The organism is Pseudomonas sp. SJZ077 (assembly GCF_007993905.1).
GTDB classification, from domain to species: Bacteria; Pseudomonadota; Gammaproteobacteria; order Pseudomonadales; family Pseudomonadaceae; genus Aquipseudomonas; species Aquipseudomonas mandelii.
In genome coordinates, this window is the sequence record NZ_VIUJ01000023.1 from 13,434 (window position 1) to 35,644 (window position 22,211).

The 22,211-nt window shown below is 61.5% G+C and carries 20 protein-coding genes; 11 read left to right on the forward strand and 9 right to left on the reverse strand.

Annotated features, from left to right (window positions below; genetic code table 11):
• Nucleotides 1-54 precede the first annotated feature (54 nt).
• The 10 genes from FBY01_RS26465 to FBY01_RS26510 all read left to right on the forward strand — a co-directional run bounded on the left by FBY01_RS26465 (nt 55) and on the right by FBY01_RS26510 (nt 13,251).
• Nucleotides 55-408 (forward strand): hypothetical protein, encoded by a 354-nt coding sequence (locus FBY01_RS26465; RefSeq protein ID WP_145310120.1) that lies wholly within the window; start codon nt 55-57, stop codon nt 406-408.
• A gap of 269 nt (nt 409-677) precedes the next feature.
• Nucleotides 678-1,637: a MoxR family ATPase gene (locus FBY01_RS26470; protein WP_003218556.1), complete on the forward strand. Its 960-nt coding sequence runs from the start codon at nt 678-680 to the stop codon at nt 1,635-1,637.
• A 5-nt stretch (nt 1,638-1,642) separates the two neighbouring features.
• Nucleotides 1,643-2,587: a DUF58 domain-containing protein gene (locus tag FBY01_RS26475; RefSeq protein ID WP_010459867.1), complete on the forward strand. Its 945-nt coding sequence runs from the start codon at nt 1,643-1,645 to the stop codon at nt 2,585-2,587.
• A complete protein-coding gene (locus tag FBY01_RS26480; protein WP_010459865.1) occupies nt 2,584-3,078 on the forward strand; it encodes a DUF4381 domain-containing protein in 495 nt (164 codons plus the stop codon). The genes FBY01_RS26475 and FBY01_RS26480 overlap by 4 nt, the downstream gene beginning before the upstream one ends.
• Nucleotides 3,071-4,150, forward strand: a complete 1,080-nt coding sequence (locus tag FBY01_RS26485) for a VWA domain-containing protein (RefSeq protein WP_010459863.1) — start codon at nt 3,071-3,073, stop codon at nt 4,148-4,150. The genes FBY01_RS26480 and FBY01_RS26485 overlap by 8 nt, the downstream gene beginning before the upstream one ends.
• Nucleotides 4,147-5,886, forward strand: a complete 1,740-nt coding sequence (locus tag FBY01_RS26490; protein WP_010459861.1) for a tetratricopeptide repeat protein — start codon at nt 4,147-4,149, stop codon at nt 5,884-5,886. The genes FBY01_RS26485 and FBY01_RS26490 overlap by 4 nt, the downstream gene beginning before the upstream one ends.
• Complete coding sequence (locus FBY01_RS26495) at nt 5,883-7,520, forward strand: BatD family protein (protein ID WP_145310122.1); 1,638 nt, start codon at nt 5,883-5,885, stop codon at nt 7,518-7,520. The genes FBY01_RS26490 and FBY01_RS26495 overlap by 4 nt, the downstream gene beginning before the upstream one ends.
• A 255-nt stretch (nt 7,521-7,775) precedes the next feature.
• Nucleotides 7,776-9,020: an exonuclease SbcCD subunit D C-terminal domain-containing protein gene (locus FBY01_RS26500; protein ID WP_010459857.1), complete on the forward strand. Its 1,245-nt coding sequence runs from the start codon at nt 7,776-7,778 to the stop codon at nt 9,018-9,020.
• Nucleotides 9,017-12,658 carry an SbcC/MukB-like Walker B domain-containing protein gene (locus FBY01_RS26505; protein WP_145310124.1) on the forward strand — a complete coding sequence of 1,214 codons (3,642 nt, stop codon included), beginning with the start codon at nt 9,017-9,019 and terminating at the stop codon, nt 12,656-12,658. Before FBY01_RS26500 ends, FBY01_RS26505 begins: the two co-directional genes overlap by 4 nt.
• On the forward strand, nt 12,655-13,251 hold the full coding sequence (locus FBY01_RS26510) for a glutathione S-transferase (protein WP_145310126.1): 597 nt from the start codon (nt 12,655-12,657) through the stop codon (nt 13,249-13,251). The genes FBY01_RS26505 and FBY01_RS26510 overlap by 4 nt, the downstream gene beginning before the upstream one ends.
• 25 nt (nt 13,252-13,276) lie before the next feature.
• On the opposite strand, the gene FBY01_RS26515 is transcribed toward FBY01_RS26510, so the two are convergent.
• From FBY01_RS26515 to FBY01_RS26555, 9 genes are all read right to left on the reverse strand, one after another.
• The gene (locus tag FBY01_RS26515) at nt 13,277-13,534 is read right to left on the reverse strand and encodes a hypothetical protein (RefSeq protein ID WP_010459851.1); all 258 of its coding nucleotides are present in this window, start codon (nt 13,532-13,534) and stop codon (nt 13,277-13,279) included.
• Nucleotides 13,531-13,743 carry a hypothetical protein gene (locus FBY01_RS26520; RefSeq protein WP_145310128.1) on the reverse strand — a complete coding sequence of 71 codons (213 nt, stop codon included), beginning with the start codon at nt 13,741-13,743 and terminating at the stop codon, nt 13,531-13,533. Before FBY01_RS26520 ends, FBY01_RS26515 begins: the two co-directional genes overlap by 4 nt.
• 115 nt (nt 13,744-13,858) lie before the next feature.
• Nucleotides 13,859-13,984 (reverse strand): hypothetical protein, encoded by a 126-nt coding sequence (locus FBY01_RS31980; protein ID WP_255311789.1) that lies wholly within the window; start codon nt 13,982-13,984, stop codon nt 13,859-13,861.
• Nucleotides 13,985-14,194: 210 nt separating this feature from the next.
• Complete coding sequence (locus FBY01_RS26525) at nt 14,195-14,374, reverse strand: hypothetical protein (RefSeq protein WP_010459844.1); 180 nt, start codon at nt 14,372-14,374, stop codon at nt 14,195-14,197.
• Between the two features lie 156 nt (nt 14,375-14,530).
• Complete coding sequence (locus FBY01_RS26530) at nt 14,531-15,706, reverse strand: lactonase family protein (protein WP_145310131.1); 1,176 nt, start codon at nt 15,704-15,706, stop codon at nt 14,531-14,533.
• A complete protein-coding gene (locus FBY01_RS26535; RefSeq protein WP_145310133.1) occupies nt 15,693-15,989 on the reverse strand; it encodes a DUF5629 family protein in 297 nt (98 codons plus the stop codon). Before FBY01_RS26535 ends, FBY01_RS26530 begins: the two co-directional genes overlap by 14 nt.
• Nucleotides 15,990-16,189: 200 nt before the next feature.
• Nucleotides 16,190-17,770, reverse strand: a complete 1,581-nt coding sequence (locus FBY01_RS26540; RefSeq protein WP_145310135.1) for an aldehyde dehydrogenase (NADP(+)) — start codon at nt 17,768-17,770, stop codon at nt 16,190-16,192.
• Between the two features lie 10 nt (nt 17,771-17,780).
• Nucleotides 17,781-18,773 (reverse strand): AraD1 family protein, encoded by a 993-nt coding sequence (gene araD1 / locus FBY01_RS26545; RefSeq protein WP_145310137.1) that lies wholly within the window; start codon nt 18,771-18,773, stop codon nt 17,781-17,783.
• A gap of 150 nt (nt 18,774-18,923) precedes the next feature.
• Nucleotides 18,924-20,246 carry an MFS transporter gene (locus FBY01_RS26555; RefSeq protein ID WP_083376877.1) on the reverse strand — a complete coding sequence of 441 codons (1,323 nt, stop codon included), beginning with the start codon at nt 20,244-20,246 and terminating at the stop codon, nt 18,924-18,926.
• A gap of 193 nt (nt 20,247-20,439) precedes the next feature.
• Between FBY01_RS26555 and FBY01_RS26560 the strand changes: the two genes are divergently transcribed.
• Nucleotides 20,440-22,176 carry an IlvD/Edd family dehydratase gene (locus tag FBY01_RS26560; protein WP_010459835.1) on the forward strand — a complete coding sequence of 579 codons (1,737 nt, stop codon included), beginning with the start codon at nt 20,440-20,442 and terminating at the stop codon, nt 22,174-22,176.
• Nucleotides 22,177-22,211: the final 35 nt, after the last annotated feature.

Sequence of the window (22,211 nt, forward strand, 5' to 3'; positions counted from 1 at the left end):
TGGCAGAATTGCCTTTTATTGCGTTCACGATGCTCGCCGAGCCAGGATTTCCCCATGAAAATGACCACCGCACTCTTGATCGTCAACCCGTGCGATGACGAAGAAGACAACATGGCCATGCTCTGCTGCCACAGCGATCAGGGCGACATGTTCCTGATGACTCGTTACCCCGACGAGGACGCGCTGGACATCACCCTTGATGGCGAGCCTTCGACGCTGGATGGCGTGAAGGTGACCTTGAGCGCAACTCGCTTGCTGATTGAAATCGCCGCGGCGGATGCGGATGCGTTGAATGGGGATGATTCGCTGGAGATCACTCACAGCACCGATGCGAGCGATCTGGCTGAAGTGGAAGAAACCTTGCAGAACATCCTTAAGGGCACTGGCACCTATATAAGAGAGATTTGAGGGTGCCTTGACCGGCCCCATCGCGAGCAGGCTCACTCCTACAGTTGATCGTCGTACACCGTCAATGCAGGAGTGAGCCTGCTCGCGGTGGGGCCGGCACAGCCACCCAATCACTCCCCTGCTACAAATCTCCAACAATTTCCCCAACCATTTCCCACACTTTGCACAAAATGCCGTTAGTCGCCGCCCCCCGCGATGGATTAAAGTAACGCCCCCAGCCCTGGCGTTATTCGAACGTCTTCGGTCACCCTTTCCAGGAACAGTCATCGATGGAACATCGTGAAGCGCTGCTAGCGCTGCGAACCTTTCTTTCAACGCAGATTCTCGGCCAGGAAAAACTCATCGAGCGCTTGCTCATCGCCTTGCTCGCCGACGGCCACATGCTGGTCGAGGGCGCCCCGGGGCTGGCCAAGACCAAGGCCATTAAAGAACTCGCCGAAGGCATCGAAGCCCAGTTCCATCGCATCCAGTTCACCCCCGACCTGCTGCCGGCCGACATCACCGGCACGGAAATCTATCGCCCGGAAACCGGCAGCTTCGTGTTCCAGCAGGGCCCGATCTTCCATAACCTGGTGCTGGCGGACGAAATCAACCGCGCCCCGGCCAAGGTTCAATCGGCATTGCTGGAAGCCATGGCCGAGCGCCAGGTCAGTGTCGGGCGCAGCACTTACGAGCTGTCGCCGCTGTTTCTGGTGATGGCCACGCAAAACCCGATCGAGCAGGAGGGCACCTATCCCCTGCCGGAAGCCCAGCTCGACCGCTTCCTGATGCACGTGAAAATCGGTTTCCCGGACGCCGCCGTCGAGCGCCGCATCCTGCAACAGGCCCGTGGCGAAGCCCTGAACGGCGAAACCAAGCCCGAGCGCCGGGTCAGCCAGCAGGCGATTTTTGCCGCACGCAAGGAAATCCTCGGCCTGTACATGGCCGACGCCGTGGAGGAATACCTGGTGCAACTGGTCATGGCCACGCGCACCCCGGCCAAGTTCGACCCGGAGATGGCCGAGTGGATCGCCTATGGCGCCAGTCCTCGCGGTTCGATTGCCCTCGATCGCTGTGCCCGGGCCCATGCCTGGCTGGCCGGTCGCGACTTCGTCAGCCCGGAAGACATCCAGGCCGTGCTGTTCGACGTACTGCGCCACCGCATCATTCTGTCCTTTGAAGCCGAAGCTGCTGGCATCGATCAGGACCGGGTGGTCCAGCGGATTCTCGACGTCGTAGCCGTCGCTTGACCCCCATGAACGCCCTCCTTCCGCCCGAGCCGGGCATCCGCGTCAGCCTCGCCGAGCTGATCGAGATGCGCCATCGCGTGCGCGAAGTGCAGCTGTTTTCCACGCCAAGCCAGCGCAGCCCCCTGATCGGCCTGCACCACTCCAAACTGCGCGGCCGTGGTGTGGACTTCGATCAAGTGCGGGTTTATCAGGCCGGCGACGACGTGCGCACCATCGACTGGCGCGTTACCGCCCGCACCCAGGAGCCCCACACCAAGCTGTTTCACGAAGAACGCGAGCGACCGATTTTCATCATGGTCGAGCAAAGCCGTCGGCTGTTTTTCGGTTCGGGGCTGATGTTCAAATCAGTGCTGGCCGCTCAGGCAGCGAGCCTGATTGGCTGGGCGGCCCTTGGCCATAACGACCGGGTCGGCGGGCTGGTGTTCGGCGACAACGAGCACTACGAAATCAAACCCCGGCGCAGCAAACAAAGCCTGCTGCAACTGCTTAACCGTCTGGTGCGGGTCAATCAGTCGCTGCACACCGAAAGCGAACAGAACCGCGACTCCCTCAACATGGCCCTGCGTCGTGCACGGGAGGTGCTGCGCCCCGGCAGCCTGGTGATTGTGATCTGCGATGAACGCGCCTTGACCGAAGGTTCTGAACAGCAACTGAGCCTGTTGTCGCGTCATTGCGACCTGTTGCTGTTGCCGCTGTCCGATCCGCTGGACCACGCCCTGCCCGCCGCCGGGCTGCTTCGTTTCGTTGAACGTGGCGCACAACTGGAACTCGACACCCTGAATTTCGACCTGCGCCAGACCTACCGCGCCCAGGCCGAAGCGCGCATCGCTCGCTGGGAATTGCTCGCGCAAAAACTGCGGGTATTGCTGATGCCGTTGAGCACCCAGAGCGAGATGGTCGAGCAACTGCGCGAGTACCTCAACCCACAGAAACCGGGGAAAGGTCGATGAGCAGCCTCGATCAACTGCAACCGCTGATTACCCCGCCGCCCATCGAGTTCTGGCCCCCCGCGCCCGGCTGGTGGCTGTTGCTGTTGTTGCTGCCGCTGATCGGTTTCGGCCTGTGGAAGGCGCGGCGATTCATTCCGAACAAGCGCCCGATCGTCCGTGCCGAACAACCGCTGGACCCGGTGCGCATCGCCGCACTCGCCGAATTGGCTCGGATGCCAAAGCCCTACGACGGCGCACCGGCCGGCGCCTGGTTGCAGCAGCTTAACGGCTTGCTCAAGCGCCTGTGCCGCAACCATTACCCCTACAGCCAGAGCCACACCCTCAACGGGCGCAAGTGGCTGGCGTTCCTCGACAACCGCTGCCCGGCCGCCGGTCTGACCCGCTGGATGGTGCTGGTCGAAGGCGCCTACAAACCCGAATGCAAACTCGACGACAAGGCCATCGCCGGCCTCACTCAAGCCGTCGATACCTGGATTCGCAAACATGTTTGAGTTCGCCTGGCCGTGGATCTTTGCCCTGCTGCCGCTGCCGTGGTTGATGCGCGTGCTGCTGCCGGTGGCCGACAGCGGCGAACCCGCGCTCAAGGTCAGCTTCCTCAATGACCTCGAAGGCCTGGCCCGCCGCCGTGCGCGCGCCAACCTGCCGGCCTGGCGCCAGCAAGCACCGTTCATTCTGTTGTGGCTGTTGCTGCTGATAGCGGCGGCGCGTCCGCAATGGCTGGGCGATCCCCTGCCGATTGCCGCCAGTGGTCGCGATCTGCTGGTGGCCGTGGACGTGTCCGGTTCCATGGATTTCCCCGACATGCAGTGGCAGGACGAAGACGTCAGTCGACTGTCGCTGGTTCAGCACTTGCTCGGTGACTTCCTTGAAAGTCGCGACGGTGACCGTGTCGGCCTGATCCTGTTCGGCAGCCAGGCTTACCTGCAAGCGCCCTTGACGTTCGACCGGCACACCGTGCGCGTGTGGCTCGACGAAGCGCGAATCGGCATCGCCGGCAAGAACACGGCGATCGGCGATGCCATCGGCCTGGCGATTAAGCGCCTGCGCATGCGTCCGGCCCAGAGCCGTGTGTTGATCCTTGTCACGGATGGCGCCAACAATGGCGGTGAAATCGACCCGCTCACGGCGGCGCGCCTGGCGGCCAAGGAAGGCGTGAAAATCTACCCGATCGGCATCGGCGCTGACCCGGAGCAAAGCGGCACCTTGGGGTTCCTGGGGGTCAATCCGAGCCTGGATCTGGATGAACCGGCGTTGATGGCCATCGCCCAAGTCACCGGCGGTCAGTACTTCCGCGCCCACGATGGCAAAGAGCTGCAAACGATCAAGGACACCCTCGACACACTTGAGCCCGTGACCCAACAGCCGACCCAGGCCCGCCCGGCGCAGGCGCTGTATCACTGGCCTTTGGCGCTGGCATTGTTGTTGAGCATGTTGTTGGTGGTGCGCGAGCGTTGGCCGGACAACCCGCTGCAACGGCTCTTTACCAAGGACCTGTTTTTGCAAACGCAATTGCCTGACTGGCGCCAGCGGCTCAAACGCCTGCGCCTGCGGAGGCGCCGATGAGTGCGCTGTGGCCGTACTGGTTCCGCCCCTGGTGGTTGCTGTTGTTGCCGCTGTTGGGCTGGCTGCTCTGGCAACTCTGGCATCGACAAAAACGCGCCGGGCGCTGGCAGATGATCCTGCCACCGGCCTTCCACGCTGCTTTGCTGAGCGGTGGAAACGGGCGCGACAGCAAACTGCCGTGGGTCGTCCTCGGCCTGGCGTGGATACTGACCGTCCTGGCCTTGTTGGGGCCGAGTTGGCAGCGCGTCGAGCAAATCAGTCAGAAACCCGCCGACCCGCTGGTGGTCGTGCTTGAGCTGACCCCGGAAATGCTCGCCACCGACGTTGCGCCGAACCGACTCGAACAGGCCCGGCGCAAACTGTTGGACCTGCTGCAAGTGCGCAGCGACGCCCAGACTGCAATCGTCGTTTACGCCGGCAGCGCCCACACCCTGGTGCCTCTGTCGGATGACCTGTCGACCAGCCGTAATCTGCTCGATGCGCTCAAGCCGTCGCTGATGCCCGAAGCCGGCCATCGCGCGGACCTCGCTGTGACCAAGGCCCTGGCACTGCTGAGTCAGGGGGGGTTGGGTGAAGGCCGGATCCTGTTGATCGGTTCCACCCTGACGGACCTGGAACGTGAAGGCATTCGCCAGGCACTGGATCGAAAATCGACGCAGTTCCTGATGCTCGGCATCGGCACCGCCGAAGGCGCACCGGTCGCACAGGAGGACGGCAGTTTTCTCAAGGACGATCAGGGCGCGATCCTTGTGCCGTACCTGGACAGTCCAAGCCTGAAAGCTTTTGCCAACGAGCTTGGCGGACGCTATCGCCCAGCGCGACTGGGCGATACCGACCTGCGCGGGCTCGGCCTGCTTGACGGTCCACGCACCCTGCGCAACGACGGCCAGACCTTGCGCCTGGACACCTGGGCCGATCAGGGTTACTGGCTGCTGCTGCCGCTGTTGCTGCTGGCGGCGTGCGCCGGTCGCCGTGGCTGGTTGTTCTGCCTGCCTTTACTGTTCCTGTTGCCGCAACCGAGCTATGCCTTCGACTTTGAAGACTTGTGGTTGCGCCCCGATCAACGGGGCCTGCATCTGCTCAGGCAAGGCCATCCGGCGAAGGCTTCGCAGCATTTTGAGGATCCGCAGTGGCAAGGCGTCGCGCTGTATGAGGCCGGCGACTACAGCGGCGCCGCCCAGCGGTTCGCCGAGGGCAACGATGCCCACGCCCACTACAATCGTGGCAATGCCCTGGCCAAAAGCGGTGAGCTGGAAGCGGCGCTGGACGCTTACGATCAGGCGCTGGAACGCCAGCCGGATCTGCGCCCCGCGCAGACCAACAAGGCACTGGTAGAAAGTCTGCTCAAACAGAAAAACGCACCGCCACCGGTTGAGCCGCAGAAATCCGCCGATGACGAGACCAAGGACACAGAGCAAGAAACGCCACCGGGTGCCGCCACACAGCCTGCGGACAACAACCCACCGAAGTCCGACGCCGGGCAGACCACGCCGGACGCCGGGCAACAGGCCACAACACCGCCGAAACCGGGCGCCAATGAAGTCCCGGGCAGCGAGCTGGGGGACGAGCAAAGCACCACACCACCGATGCGGCCGGCCAGCGACAATATCGACGGCGAACAGCGTCAGGCGCTGGAGCAATGGCTGCGCAAGATCCCCGATGACCCGGGCGAATTGCTCAGGCGCAAATTCTGGTACGAACAGCAACAACATCAGGATCAGGAAAAAACGCGATGACCCGCTTCACCCTTTTCATGCTCGCCCTGCTGCTCAGCACCGTCCAGGCTCAGGCGGCGACGCTGGTCGCCAGTGTCGATCGCAGTCGCCTGAACTCCGGCGAGACGGTCGAACTGACCCTGGAATCCAACGACGTCACCCAATTCGGCAAGCCTGACCTGGCACCGCTGGAACCGCTGTTCGAAGTGCGTGGCACCCGCCAGGTCAACCAACTGACCACCCTGAACGGCGACAACCGCGCTACCACCCGCTGGATCATCACCTTGCTGCCCAAGGAAAACGGCAGCGTGACGATTCCCCCGCTGCAACTGGGCGAGGTGCAGAGCCAGCCGATTACCGTGCAAGTGGTCGAAAGCGAAACCCAGGACACCGCGAACAAACTGGCCCCGGTGTTTATCGACGCGAGCCTCGACCAGTCCAGTGTTTATGTGCAGGCCCAGGCCATCCTGACTTTACGCATCTATCATTCGGTGTCGCTGTACGACGACAGCAGCCTGACTCCGTTGCAAATTCCTGATGCGCGCATCGAACAATTGGGCGAGTCGCGCACTTACGAGAAAGCCATCAACGGCCTGCGTCATGGCGTGATTGAAATGCGCTATGCGATCTACCCGCAACACAGCGGCGAATTGACCATTCCGGCGCAGATTTTCAGTGCAACGCTCGTCGACACCCAACCCACCCAGGACGCCACCCAGGCGCCGAAGTCCGGGAAACTGATGCGTGTCAGCTCCACTCCGATTCTGCTGACGGTCAAGGCCAAACCCATTACCTACCCTGCCGACCTGCCCTGGTTGCCGGCCCGCAGCCTGAGCCTGAGCGAAAGCTGGAACCCGGAGCCGGACCATGCGCAGGCGGGTGATTCGCTGACTCGTAGCCTCACCTTGAAGGCCGAAGGCTTGGCCAGTTCCCAACTGCCGCCGCTGCCGGCCACCGACGTCAACGGCCTGCGCCGTTACCCGGACCAACCAGTGCTGAGCAACCAAAGCACCGAGCGCGGCCTGATCGGCAGTCGTGAAGAGCGCGAAGCGCTGGTGCCGGGCCGCAGTGGCGCCATCGAGTTGCCTGCGGTGGAAGTGGTCTGGTGGAACACCTTCGAAGATCACCTGGAACACAGCAGCCTGCCGGCCCGAAGCCTGCAAGTGGCGAGTAATCCGAGCCTGGTGGTCGATACTCCGGCTGGCACGCCGTCGGTCATGTCCGCAGCCGACAGCGAAACCCTTTGGCGCTGGAAACTCAGCACCCTGATCCTGGCCTGCACCACCCTGCTCGGTTTCGGTCTCTGGTGGCGTGGCCGCTGGCAACCCGCCGTGCTGCGCGCCGCGCAGACCGGCCCGAGCCCACGCACCGTCCTCGACGAACTCAAGCGCGCCTGCCAGGCCAACGATCCCCACGCCACCCGCCAGGCCCTCGACGCCTGGGCCCGGCAACAACCGGAAACCCTCGCCGACATGGCCGCCCGCTTCGTGCCACTGTCCGACGCACTGGACGGCTTGAACGGCGCGCTCTACAGCGAAACCGGCCAGCACTGGCAAGGCGAAGAACTGTGGCGGGCGATCAAAGCGATCCCGATTGCCGAACGGGTTCAGGATCCGGTGGGAGACAGCGGCCTGCCGCCGCTGTATCCGAAGTAACACCGCATCATCGTTCATCGCGAGCAGGCTCGCTCCCACAAGGGACGGTACTGGACACAACATTGGAGTCAACGCAGGACCAATGTAGGAGTGAGCCTGCTCGCGATGACGGCCTAAAGATCGCCGAATACTTTAAGTCAGGGCAAAAATCCCCCCCTTGCCGCACCCAAACGACGGTTTGCCAGTAAACTCCCACTCTTTTCGCCGCCATCAATTTCCACGCGGCCATCACCTTATTTTCCTACGGAGTACGCCTTGCGTCTGTTTCACACCTCCGACTGGCACCTTGGGCAAAACCTGCACGGCCAGGACCGCGATTTCGAGCACGCCTGCTTTCTTGAATGGCTGTTGCGCCAGCTGAAGCTGGACCAGCCTGATGTGTTGTTGATCGCTGGCGATATCTTCGACACGGTCAACCCGCCAGTCAAAGCCCAGGAACGCCTCTACGAATTCATCGTCAGCGCCCACGAGCAGCAACCGTTGCTGACCATCGTGATCATCGCCGGCAACCACGACTCCGGCTCGCGGATCGAACTGCCCGCGCCGTTGATGCGGCGTTTGCGTACCCATGCGCTTGGCCGCGTGCTGTGGCTCGACGACGGTCAACTGGACGCCGAGCGGCTGTTGTTGCCGTTGCCGGATGCCAGCGGGGAAATCGCCGGTTGGTGCCTGGCGCTGCCGTTTTTGCGCCCGGCCGAAGTGACCGGAGCGCAGTTGGGTGACAACTACTTGCGCGGCATCGGTCAGGTTCATGAATGGCTGATCGAGGCGGCCAATGCCAAGCGCAAGCCTGGCCAGGCGCTGATTGCCATCAGCCATGCGCACATGGCCGGTGGTTCCGTTTCGGAAGACTCCGAGCGCAGCCTGATCATCGGCAATGCCGAAGCCCTGCCCGCCAGCCTGTTCGGGCCGAGCATCAGCTACGTCGCGCTGGGGCATTTGCACAAGCCGCAGAAGGTCAACGGTGAAGAGCGCATCCGCTACAGCGGCTCGCCGATTCCATTGTCGTTCTCGGAAATCGGCTATCAGCATCAGATTCTCGACGTCACGCTCGACGGCGAAACCCTGGTCAGCGTCGAGCCGAAACTGATTCCCCGTGCGGTCAACCTGCAACGCATCGGCCCGGCACCGCTGGCCGAGATTCTCTTGCAACTGGCCGACCTGCCGAACATCGATTTGCTGGCCGACATCCAGCGCCAGCCATGGCTGGAAGTGCGGGTGCGTCTCGACGAACCACAACCCGACTTGCGTCACCAGGTTGAAAGCGCCCTTCAAGGCAAAGCCGTGCGTCTGGTGCGCATCGCCGCCGAATATGCCGGCAACGGCAGTCGCGAGGGTGTCGAAGACGGCACCACGTTGATCGAACTGGACCAGCTCACGCCACAGGAATTGTTCAGTCGTGCCTGGCAGGACAGCTACGGCAGCGAGGTCGATGAGCAAACGCTGAAAGACTTTGCCGAGCTGTTGCAGGACGTGCAGATGGAGAGCGAACAACCATGAAGATCCTCGCGATCCGCCTGAAAAACCTCGCCTCGCTGGCCGGGCCCTTTGAAATCGACTTTACCGCTGAACCGCTGGCGAGTGCCGGCCTGTTCGCGATCACCGGGCCGACTGGCGCGGGTAAAAGCACCTTGCTCGACGCCTTGTGTCTCGCGCTGTTTGGCGCCGTTCCGCGATTGAGCAACGCTCAGGTGTCGGCCAAGGCTCCGGACGCCGATGGCGAAATCAGCACCGGCGACCCGCGCACCTTGCTGCGGCGTGGCACCGGCGAAGGGTATGCCGAGGTGGATTTCGTCGGCATCGATGGCCGTCGTTACCGCGCGCGCTGGGAAGCCAATCGCGCTCGCGAAAAGGCCGGCGGCAAGCTGCAAGCCAGTCGCCAGAGCCTGCGCGACATCGATCAGGATCAGTTGCTGGCCAGTCAGAAAGTCGAGTTCAAAACCCAGCTCGAAGCCGTGCTGGGCCTGAACTTCGAACAGTTCACCCGCGCCGTGCTGCTGGCCCAGAGCGAGTTCAGTGCCTTCCTCAAGGCCAACGACAACGAACGCAGCGAACTGCTGGAAAAGCTCACCGATACCGCGCTGTACACCCGCCTCGGTCGCCGCGCCTTCGACAAAGCCAAAGAGGCGCGTGAAGCGCACAAGCTGTTGCAGGATCAGGCCACGGGTGTGACGCCGCTGGCTCCCGAAGCCCGGGCCGAGCTCGATGCGCGCTTCAACGAAGCGCAGCAGCAACTCAAGACCCAGCAAGCGCAGCTCAAACAACTTGAATTGCAGCACACCTGGCTCAAGGACCTGCGGCAATTGCAGGACGAACAACAGAGCGCCACCGAACAGCTGACCAGCGCCCGGCAGCACTGGGAAAGCCTGGCTGGCGACCGGTTGAAGCTGACGCGCCTGGAACAACTGGCCCCGCAACGGCACCAGTTCGCCCGCAAGACCGAACTCACCGCCCAGCTCACCCCGCTGGCGGCGCAGATTCAGCAGCACACCCAACAGCAGGCCGAGTTGAACGAGCGGCAGGCGCAACTCGAACAGAGCTTGAGCGCTGCGCAGACCGCGCTGGTCGACGCCCAAAGCCAGCACACGAAAAAAGCTCCGTTGCTGCGCCAGGCCTTTGAAGAGCAAAGCACCCTTGCCCGGCTGGTCAAAGACGCCAGTGTGAGTGCAGAGCACAAGCAACAGGCGGAACTGGCCAGCACTCAAGGACAGAACACGATTCAGGGCCTGCTCGAGCAACAAAAACAGGTGGCTGCACGTCTGGAGCGGATTGCCGGGGAGCTTGAGCAAAGCACGCATTTAGCACCGTTGAGCGAGGCGTGGAACGCCTACCGTGATCGCCTGCAACAGCTGATGTTGATCGGTAATCGCTTGAACAAGGGCCAGGCTGAACTGGCGGCTCTGGAGCAAAGCGCCGCCCGCGCCGGCGAAGAACTGGCGGCTCAAAAGCAGCATCTGGAAGTGCTCTACAAAGAAGCCGGTGCCGAGCCGGAAGCCGTGGCCGAACAAATCCAGTTACTGGGCAACTTGTTGCAGGACAACCGCAAACAACTGCGGGCGTTTGAAGAACTGACACGGCTGTGGGCCAGCCAGCAGGAGATCGACAAGCGCAGCGCCGAGCTGACGCAACGCCAGCTCAGCGCCCAGCAAGAACGTGATCGCCTGACCCAGGACGGCGTGAAGACCAAGAACGAGTTGGTCATCGCCGAACAGACCCTGACCGTCACTCGCGAACTGCTGGAGCGTCAGCGTCTGGCCCGCAGCGCCAGCGTCGAAGAACTGCGCGCACAGCTACAGGACGATCAGCCCTGCCCGGTCTGCGGCAGCCCCGACCATCCCTATCATCAACCCGAAGCGTTGCTGCAAAGCCTCGGTCGCCACGATGAAAGCGAGCAGGCCAATGCGCAGAAGGCCGTCGACCTGCTGAAAGAGAAACTCACCGATTTGCGCGGTGAAGTCGGCGGTTTGATTGCTCAGCAAAAAGAACTGCTGCAGCAACAGGAGCAACTCGCCAGCCAGCAACAAGGCCTGACGCCGAGCCTCGAAGCCCATCCGTTGTCGACGCAACTGCTGGCTCAGGACGCGAACAAGCGCGACAGTTGGCTGGCGCAGCAAAACAGCCAGTTGAACCAGAGCATCACCCAGGATGAACAACGGCAGACCGCCCTGCTCACCCTGCAGCAAGACGCGGCTCGCCTTCAGCAGCAACTGCGCAGTGCCGAGGCTACTAGCCAGCAAGCGACGCAGCACTTGAGTAACCAGCAGCGTGAGCTGGGCAGTGATCGCCAGCGTCTCGACGAAGAGCTGAGCGCCTTCAGCACCCTGCTTCCGGCCGAGACACTGGAGGCCTTGCGCAACGAACCGGCCGCGACCTTCATGCAACTCGACCGGCAGATTGCCCAGCGCCTGGAGCAACTCGAACAGCAACGCGATGAGCTCGGCGAACAGCAACAACGCCAGCAGACACTGGAAAAAGAACAGGACCGCCAACTGGCCCGCGCCCAGGCACTGGAAGCGGCGCAGCAGCAATTCACCGTCCTCGCCGAGCAACAACAGGCTTGCCAGGAACGGCTGACGCAATTGCTGGGCGAACACAGCAGCGCCGAACACTGGCAGCAGCAACTGGATCAAGCCGTCGAACAGGCGCGCACTGCCCAGGCAACAGCCCATCAGGAACTGCAAACCGTGCGCACGCGGTTAGTCGAACTGGCCGCTGAACTCAAAGCCAGACAAGAGCGCCTGCTGGCCCTGGAAACCGAAGACCGCGAACTGAGCGCAAAGATCGCCGACTGGCGCGCCTTGCATCCAGAGCTCGACGATGGCGGACTGGAAGCGCTGCTGAGCGTCGACGACCAGCACGTCAGCGAACTGAGGCAGCACTTGCAGCAAAGCGAAAAAGCCATCGAACAGGCCAACGTGCGATTGCAGGAACGGGACCAGCGCCTGCTCAATCATCAGGCGCAACACAACGGCAATCTCGACGCCGAGCAACTCGCCACGGCACTGACAGACCTGCAAAACCTGTTCGCCGCCAGCGAGCACCGTTGCGCCGAACTGCGCGCCGAACAGGCCGAGGATCAGCGTCGGCAGAACGCCAACCAAGCCCTGGCGCAGCAGATCGCCGACGCCTACAGCGAGTACCAGCGCTGGGCTCGCCTGAATGCGTTGATCGGCTCGGCGACCGGCGACACCTTCCGCAAGATCGCCCAAGCCTACAACCTCGACTTGCTGGTGCATCACGCCAACGTACAGCTGCGACAACTGGTGCGGCGCTATCGCCTGAAACGCGGCGGCAGCATGCTCGGGTTGCTGGTGATGGACACCGAGATGGGCGATGAGCTGCGTTCGGTGCATTCGTTGTCGGGCGGCGAGACGTTCCTGGTGTCGTTGGCGCTGGCGCTCGGTTTGGCGTCGATGGCTTCGAGCACACTGAAAATCGAATCGCTGTTCATCGACGAAGGCTTCGGCAGCCTCGATCCGGAATCCCTGCAACTGGCCATGGACGCACTCGACGGCTTGCAAGCCCAGGGCCGCAAGGTCGCGGTGATTTCCCATGTGCAGGAAATGCATGAGCGGATTCCGGTGCAGATTCAGGTCCAACGCCAGGGCAATGGCTTGAGTACCCTGGAGGTCAAATGAATACGCTGTACTCGTTCCGCCGCTGCCCTTACGCCATGCGAGCGCGCATGGCCCTGCGCTATTCGGGCGTAGCGGTGCAGATTGTCGAGGTCAGCCTGAAAGCCAAACCTGCCGAAATGCTTGCGCTGTCGACCAAGGGCACGGTCCCCGTGCTGAGTATCGACGGTCAAGTCATCGATGAAAGCCTGGCGATCATGCACTGGGCCTTGGCGCAGAACGATCCGCAGGATTGGTTGCTCAAGGGTGATCCTGCCGGACAGGCGCACATCGCCGCGCTGATTGAAGAGAACGATCAGACGTTCAAGGTGCATTTGAATCGCTACAAATACGCCGAGCGTTACCCCGAGCAGCCGATGGACACCTATCGTGCTGAGGGTGAGGTGTTCTTGCGCAAGCTGGAGGTGTTGCTGGAGGGACGCGATTATCTGCTGGCGGCGCGTCCGAGCCTGGCGGATGTGGCGTTGATGCCGTTCATACGGCAATTCGCCCATGTCGATCGCGAGTGGTTCGGGCAGACGCCTTATGTGCGGTTGCAGGGGTGGTTGCAGCGGTTTCTGGCGTCAGACCTGTTCACCGCAGTCATGCACAAGTAATCGCCCCTTCTGTGGCCGCTCGCGCTCAGGCAAACACATCACACATCTGCAACACCGAGCAATCCACCTGGAAGGGCCCGAAGAAATCCTCCTGGCGTTTCACAGGTGGATTACCCGCCAACAACCCAAGCGCTTTCGCCGTTTCAATATTACGCGCCAGGTTGTGATTGGCTTCGATGGACCGCGCAACTGAACCCGCCGAGCCCTGCCCTATCCCCAACAGGGAAGCGCCATTGGTCATGAATGCCAGGAAGGCAATGACCCAGAGTTTGCTGCCTTTCATGCCCCTGCCACTCCCGCCGATGCGGCTTGATCGACCACGACGCTTTGAGCACGGTGTTCGAACTGGATGGCGGGATAAGCGACCTGAACCGGCGTTTCAAAGGTGTGCTGCAAATTGGACGAAACGCTGACAATCAGCACCAGGGCCACGTAAAGACCTATGGCCAGGTAGGCGCCGTATTTGGCAGAAGTGAGGATTGAGCTGGCCATGGTGTTCTCCGTGGGCATGTTTAAGTGCCCACAGAATCGATCAAAAAAGCGGTGACAACCACTCAGGGTTTTCCATAGTCACCATCAGCTTCATTGATCATTAAGCCCGTCTATCTCAGTCTTGAATAAAACTCATCAAGCGTTCGCGGGCCGCGTCCGGCTCCTGGGAAACGGGCTGAGCAGCCGAAAGAATGGGGGTTGAATAGAGGAACAGAAGAACCACTGCCAGACGCATCGCCATGCTGTCGATCCTTGTTATTAGATGTTGAGTCAAAAAATCAACGTCAAATCTAAATGCATGGCTATGTGATATCAAGCGATACATTGATGGCAATGTGATGCTGTCGTAAACGCGTTATGCAGGAGCGACATCACTCATCGACGTTCGACGTATTTCGATCGAACGGCGCAAGTGACTTCGCTCCTGCATAAAGGGTGCAGGGCTTGAATTTCAGGCTTGGGTCTTGTGATCCAGTGCCGCGTAGAAGTTGGCGCTCTGTTGCAGGTATTTCTGGGTGTAGCTCTGGGCGTGGGATTTTTTGTCGCTGATCTCAACGTTGGCGCTGGCTGGCAGAGCAACGGTGGCGGAGATGGCAGAAGCGGCAATGATGGAGAAGAGATTGAAGTTCATGGCGGTATTCCTCGGATTCAGTTGGCTTGTTTGCCCGATGGGGCCGTGGAGCAAACTTAACCTTCGAGGGTTGGCGCCTTGAAATCTTTTGTAGCATTAGCAGATATCAGCCTCATTAATACAAGGATGCAGGCCCCATCAACCGGGGCCTGCGGCCTATTGACGCACCAGAAACTTGAGGTCGCTCGGAGCATCCATCGGCAGTTTCTGTACGGTTTTACCCAACAAACCGCTCTTAGCATCGCGTTCGACCACAACAATCTGGTTGCTCTTCTGGTTGGCAATCAGCAAGAACTGGCCACTCGGGTCGAGGCTGAACTCGCGCGGGTGATCACCGTCCACCGAACGACGTTGTAGCTCCTTAAGATGGCCGGACGCAGGATCGATGGCAAACACCAGCACCTGATTGGCGGTGCCACGGTTGCTGACGTAAAGGAACTTGCCATCGGCCGAGGCGTGCAACGCAGCGGCGGCCTTGTCGGAAACAGGCTGGCCCGCCGCCAGATCAACCATCTGGGTCTGCTCAAGTTTGCCGTTCTGGTAATCGAACACCGCGACCTGCGCGCTCATTTCCATGGTCAGCCAGGCGTGTTTGCCATCGGCGCTGAACAGCAAATGACGCGGCCCGCTGCCGGCTGGCAACTGGACCGACGCCGGTGTGGCGGCAGTCAACGGTAGCTCCGGATTGGCCTTGGGATCGAAGCGGTAGACAAAGATCTTGTCGGCGCCCAAGTCATTGGAGAACACGTACTGGCCGTCCGGCGAGGAAACCGTCGAATGCACATGCGCCGACATCTGCCGCTCGGGATTGACCCGGCTCGACGGGTGACTGCTCATCTGCACCACGGGCTGGAGCTTACCGTCGGCGCCCACGGGCAACACCGCCAACGTGCCGCCCGGGTCTTCAACCACTGAATAGTTGCTGACGAACAAATGACTGGCCTCACCGCTGAGGCTCGAATGCGTCGGCTCGTTGCCCAGGCTCTGCACCTGATTGATCAGGCTCAGTGCATGGGTCTTGGGATCGATTGAATAACTGCTGACGCGCCCGACCGGGTCTTTCTGGCCGGGGCCGTTTTCATTGACCACGAACAAACGCTGCTGATCCTTGGAAACGGTCAGCCAGGACGGGTTTTCACTGGTGACCACTTGCAGCGGCTTGGGGTTGATCTGCCCGGTGGCGCTGTCGAAGTTCAGGCGATAAATCCCCTGGCTCTGCCCCGCCGTGTAGGAACCGACCAGCAACTGATAGTCGTCGGCCGACGCGACTTCAATGCCCATCGCGCCGATGCTGCCGGCCATCAACAGCGGCCAGAGCTTATGCATCCTCATTCCCTTCTTCCTCGTCGTCACCACCGCCGAACGCGTCCATAGGCACTAGTCGATGCTCACCGGAATCGCCAGTAATGATCCAGCTCTTCAAATCAGGATCGAAAGTCGCCGCTGTGATCTGCGCAATGCTGAACTCCCAACGTTTGAGTGCTCGGCCGTCCATGCATTCGATGTGCAGGTTTTCGTCTTCATCGAGGGAAAAATCGAAGGCGTGCAGCCCGTCGATTTCCAGCATGTCACAGTGTTCGAGGGCGTTGATCAAGGTGTCGGATACGGCAGTCATGGCAGTCAATCTTTGAATGGGAAAGACGCAATGATAGCTCAATGTGAGGGTGGGTCTGTGTCGCTCATCCAACATGCTGGCGACACAAAATACTGTGGGAGCGAGCCTGCTCGCGAATGCGGAGTGTCAGTCGATATTGTTGTTGACTGATGCACCACTTTCGCGAGCAGGCTCGCTCCCACGGGGATTACGGTGAGCTGTTAAAGGGCGTCGCGGGAAGGTTTGCCGTCCACCAGGCGCTGGATGCGCAGGGGGTTGGCGTTCTTCAGCGGTTCCGGCAACAGGCTGTCGGGATAGTTCTGGAAACACACCGGCCGCAGGAATCGATCAATCGCCAACGTGCCGACCGACGTGCCGCGTGCATCGGAAGTTGCCGGGTACGGCCCGCCGTGGACCATCGAATCGCAGACTTCAACGCCCGTCGGATAGCCATTGAGCAGGATCCGTCCGACCTTTTGCTCCAGCAACGCCGTCAGCTCGCCGAACTGTTCGAAGTCCGCCGGCTCACCAATGATCGTCGCCGTCAGCTGCCCGTGCAGGCCGTTCAACGCGGCACTGAGTTGCGCCTGATCCGCCACTTCGACGAACACAGTGGTCGGGCCGAACACTTCTTCCTGCAGCACTGCATCGCCATTGATCAGCAGGCTGACGTCAGCCTTGAACAACTGCGGTTGCGCCTGATTGCCTTGCTGCGGATTGCCAGCCAGATGCTCAATGCCCGGGTGAGCAAGGAGTTTTTGCAGGCCGTTGCCATAGCTGCTCAACGTCCCGGCATTGAGCATTGTTTGCGCCGCCTGATCGCCGATGAGGCCCGCGACCTGCTGCACAAACGCGGTGAATTGCGGCGAGCGAATACCGATGACCAGACCGGGATTGGTGCAGAACTGACCGCACCCCTGCACGACCGAAGCGGTCAGGTCACGGGCGACGGTGTCGGCCCGAGCAGCCAATGCCTTCGGCAACACGATCACCGGGTTGATGCTCGACATCTCGGCGAACACAGGGATCGGTTGTGGACGTGCGGCAGCCATGTCGCACAGGGCGCGGCCACCCTTCAGCGAACCGGTAAAACCGACCGCCTGAATCGCCGGGTGTTTGACCAGCGCTTCGCCGACTCCGCCGCCGTAGATCATGTTGAACACGCCGGCCGGCATGCCGGTTTTTTCCGCCGCGCGAATCAGCGCATCGGCGACCAGTTCGGCGGTGGCCATGTGCCCGCCGTGAGCCTTGAACACCACCGGGCAACCGGCGGCCAGCGCCGACGCGGTGTCGCCGCCCGCCGTGGAGAACGCCAACGGAAAGTTGCTCGCACCGAACACCGCAACAGGCCCAAGACCGATGCGGTATTGGCGCAGGTCCGGTCGTGGCAGCGGTTGGCGATCCGGCATTGCCAGATCAATTCGCGCGCCGTAGAAATCGCCGCGACGCAGCACTTTGGCGAACAGACGCATCTGCCCGCTGGTGCGCCCGCGCTCACCTTGAATACGTCCGGCCGGCAATGCCGTTTCGCGGCAGACCACCGCGACAAAGTCATCGCCCAAGGTGTCGAGTTCATCGGCAATCGCATCGAGAAATTGCGCGCGACGTTCCGCGCTCAGACTGCGAAAGGCCGGGTAAGCGGCGGCAGCAGCCTTGGCGGCGGCATCGACTTCCTCAGGCGTTGCCTGGAAGAAATCATGAGGCAAGGCTTCGCCGGTGCTGGCATCAACACTTTGCATTTTGACGGTGCCAGTCGCGCTGCGCTGACCGCCAATGTAGTTGTGACCAAGAATCTGAGGCATGCGTATCTCCTTAAAGGGTGCCGACGGTGCCGGGCTCGAACGCGGCTTCAACCGGGGCGATCCCGTTGATCAACGGCGCGCCGAACTCGGCCTGACTGATCTCGAACACATCACCCTCCCGGGTGCGAATGCCGTCGGCAAAGGACAGGGTCGCGGTGCCGAAAAAATGAATATGCACGTCCCCCGGACGCAAGAACTGGCTGTACTTGAAATGGTGGTACTCAAGGTTCTCGAAGCTGTGGCACATGTTGGCCTCGCCGCTGAGGAACTCGTTCTGCCACAGCACTTCACCGTCACGCAGGATGCGGCTGGTGCCAGCCAGATGTGCCGGCAATTCGCCGACCCGCAGTTCCGGGCCATAGCTGCAACTGCGCAATTTCGAATGCGCCAGGTAGAGGTAATTCTTGCGCTCCATCACATGGTCGGAGAACTCGTTGCCCACCGCGAAACCGAGGCGATACGGTTTACCGTCGTGGCCGATAACGTAGAGGCCGCTGAGTTCAGGCTCTTCACCCGCGTCTTCGGCAAAGGGTGGCAGCGGGAACGGCTGGCCCGGACGCACGACGATGCTGCCGTCACCCTTGTAGAACCACTCTGGTTGCACACCGGCCTGCCCGGCCGCCGGTTTACCGCCCTCCACGCCCCATTTGAAAATGCGCATGGTGTCGGTCATTGCCGCTTCGTCGCCGGCCTGCTGGTGCATCTTGTCGCGGGCCGAAGCGCTGCCCAGATGGGTCAGGCCGGTACCGCTGACCAGCATGTGCGCCGGGTCCGGGTGATCCAGCGGAGGGAGGATCCGCAGCTGCGCCAGCAGCTCCGCGTAGTCATGGCCGATGCCCAGGCCCAGGGTTTTCACCTGCTGCTGCAGATTGACGCCCGCCTCGATAGCCGCCAGGGCCAGGTCACGGACCGTGCGCGCGTCCTGCACTTCGCGCACCAGCCCCTCCTCGACCAGGCCTACCCGGCGCTCGCCGTTACTCAGTTCGAACTGCACTAAACGCATGGATTTTCTCCTGTAAACAATCTTGAAGGCGGCATTGCACCCTGTGGGGGCGAGCCTGCTCGCGATGAGGCCGTCAAATCCAAAATCATTACCGACTGACACTCCGCCTTCGCGAGCAGGCTCGCTCCCACAGGGCATTTGTGTGATCTCTCAGGTGCGAGTCGCGCCGCGAGCACTGGCCGCGAACTGGTCGGCCGCCAGCACATGCTTGCGCTCCAGTAACCGATAGACCACGCCGGTCAACACCAGCCCGAACACCATCACCCCCGACAGGAAGTACAGCCCCGACGCCAGGTTGCCGGTGTACTCCTTCAGTGCACCGATCACGAACGGGCCAATGTAGCCGCCCAGGTTGCCCACCGAGTTGATCAACGCGATCCCGGCCGCCGCACTGGCGCCGGCGAAGAAACGACCGGGCAAGGTCCAGAACACTGCGGTGCAGGAAAACAGCGCAAACGCCACCAGGCACAACGCCGCAAGTTGCAGCACAGGCACCGTCAGCCAGGCGCTGAGGAACAGCCCGATGGCGCCCAGCACGTAAAGCACGGCGAGGTGTCCGTAACGATCATTCAGGCGGTCGGAACTGCGCGGAATGATCAGCAGCCCGATGATCCCGAAGATGTAGGGCACCGATGACACGAAACCGGTCACCAGGTCCGTACCACCAAACTGTTTGATCAACGTCGGCAGCCACAGGCCCAGGCCATAAATGCTCAAGGTCACCGGCAGATAAAACAGCGCCAGCAGCAACACGCGTTTGTCTTTCAGGGCGTGCAGCGGATTGCCATGACGGGTCTGGCCGTAGGCCTCCAGGTCCTTTTTCAGCTCGCCGGTCAGCCAGTCTTTCTCGGCCTGATCCATCCATTTCACTTGCTGGGGCCCGTCCGGCAGGTAACGCAGTACCGGCCAGGTCAGCAGGATCGCCGGGGTGCCGATGACGATGAACAGCCACTGCCAGCCATGCAAACCAAGGACGCCGTCCATGCCAAGCAAACCGCCGGACACCGGGCCGGTGATCATCATCGCGATGGGCTGGGAAAGAATGAACAGACCAAGGATCTTGCCGCGATGGCGAACCGGGAACCATTGGGTGATGTAGTAGAGAACGCCCGGGAAGAACCCGGCTTCGGCCGCGCCGAGCAGAAAGCGCATGACATAGAAGCTGTGCGGCCCTTGGACGAACGCCATGCCGATGGTGATGGCGCCCCAGGTGACCATGATTCGAGCGAACCAGCGTCGGGCACCGAAGCGGTCGAGCATCAGGTTGCTGGGGATTTCCAGCAGGAAGTAGCCAATGAAGAACAACCCTGCACCGAGGCCATAGGCTGCGTCACCCAGGCCAATGTCGGCGCCCATGTGCAGCTTGGCGAAACCTACGGCGGAGCGATCCACATAGGCGATCAGGTACAGCAGGATCAGGAAGGGAATCAGTTTCAGCGTAATGCGACGAATAAGCCGCAGTTCCTGGCTCATGAGATCGGTCTCCGATTGTTGTTGTTATAGAACCTCGGGGGACGCCTCTCGCTGAAAACCGCCAGGGCAATCCCTCCGTTGAAAGCGACTATATAGTAATACTAATTCACCAACAACACTTCCAAACCGGCGAAATTGCGCTTATGTTACGCCTTAGCTCGAACAATATAGTCATACAATAAGAGAATCGATCATGTCCGATAAAAAACCCAACCTGCGCTCCGCCCAATGGTTTGGCACCGCTGACAAGAACGGCTTCATGTACCGCAGCTGGATGAAAAATCAGGGCATCGCCGACCACCAGTTCCACGGCAAGCCGATCATCGGCATCTGCAACACCTGGTCGGAACTGACCCCGTGCAACGCGCATTTCCGCCAGATCGCGGAGCATGTCAAACGCGGGGTGATCGAGGCCGGTGGTTTTCCGGTGGAATTCCCGGTGTTCTCCAATGGCGAATCGAACCTGCGCCCTACCGCCATGCTCACCCGCAACCTGGCAAGCATGGACGTTGAAGAAGCGATTCGTGGCAACCCGATTGATGGCGTGGTCCTGCTGACCGGTTGCGACAAAACCACCCCGGCGCTGCTGATGGGCGCGGCCAGTTGCGACGTACCGGCCATCGTCGTTACCGGCGGGCCGATGCTCAACGGCAAGCACAAAGGCCAGGACATTGGCTCCGGCACCGTGGTCTGGCAGCTCAGCGAGCAAGTCAAAGCCGGCACCATCACGATTGACGATTTCCTCGCGGCCGAGGGCGGCATGTCCCGTTCGGCCGGCACCTGCAACACCATGGGCACGGCGTCGACCATGGCCTGCATGGCCGAAGCACTGGGCACGTCCCTGCCCCACAACGCGGCGATTCCCGCGGTGGATGCGCGGCGTTATGTGTTGGCGCACATGTCCGGCATGCGCGCGGTGGAGATGGTCCGTGAAGATCTGCGGCTGTCGAAGATCCTGACCAAGGAAGCCTTCGAAAACGCCATCCGCGTGAACGCCGCCATCGGCGGCTCGACCAACGCCGTGATCCACTTGAAAGCCATCGCCGGTCGTATCGGCGTCGAGCTGGACCTGGATGACTGGACCCGCATCGGTCGCGGCATGCCGACCATTGTCGACCTGCAACCGTCCGGGCGCTTCCTGATGGAAGAGTTCTACTACGCCGGCGGCCTGCCAGCGGTATTGCGTCGCCTCGGTGAAGCTAACCTGATCCCCAACCCGAACGCCTTGACCGTCAACGGCAAAACCCTGGGCGAGAACACCAAGGACGCGCCGATCTACGGCCAGGACGAAGTGATCCGCACCCTTGACAACCCGATCCGCGCCGACGGCGGCATTTGCGTATTGCGCGGTAACCTCGCGCCCCTCGGTGCAGTGCTCAAGCCATCCGCGGCCAGTGCCGAATTGATGCAGCATCGCGGGCGTGCGGTGGTGTTCGAGAACTTCGACATGTACAAGGCGCGGATCAACGATCCGGACCTGGACGTCGATGCCAACTCGATTCTGGTGATGAAGAACTGCGGGCCGAAGGGTTATCCGGGCATGGCCGAAGTCGGCAACATGGGTTTGCCGGCCAAGCTGCTGGCCCAGGGCGTGACGGACATGGTGCGCATTTCCGACGCACGCATGAGCGGCACGGCGTATGGCACCGTGGTTTTGCACGTGGCCCCGGAAGCAGCGGCCGGCGGGCCTCTGGCAACAGTGAAGGAAGGCGACTGGATCGAACTGGATTGCGCCAACGGGCGTTTGCACCTGGACATCCCGGATGCTGAACTGGCGGCGCGCATGGCGGATCTGCAACCGCCGCAAAATCTGATCGTGGGCGGTTATCGTCAGCTGTACATCGACCATGTGCTGCAAGCGGATCAGGGCTGCGATTTCGACTTCCTGGTTGGCTGCCGCGGTTCCGAAGTCCCGCGCCACTCTCACTGATCACATCAATCCCCCTGTAGGAGCGAGCCTGCTCG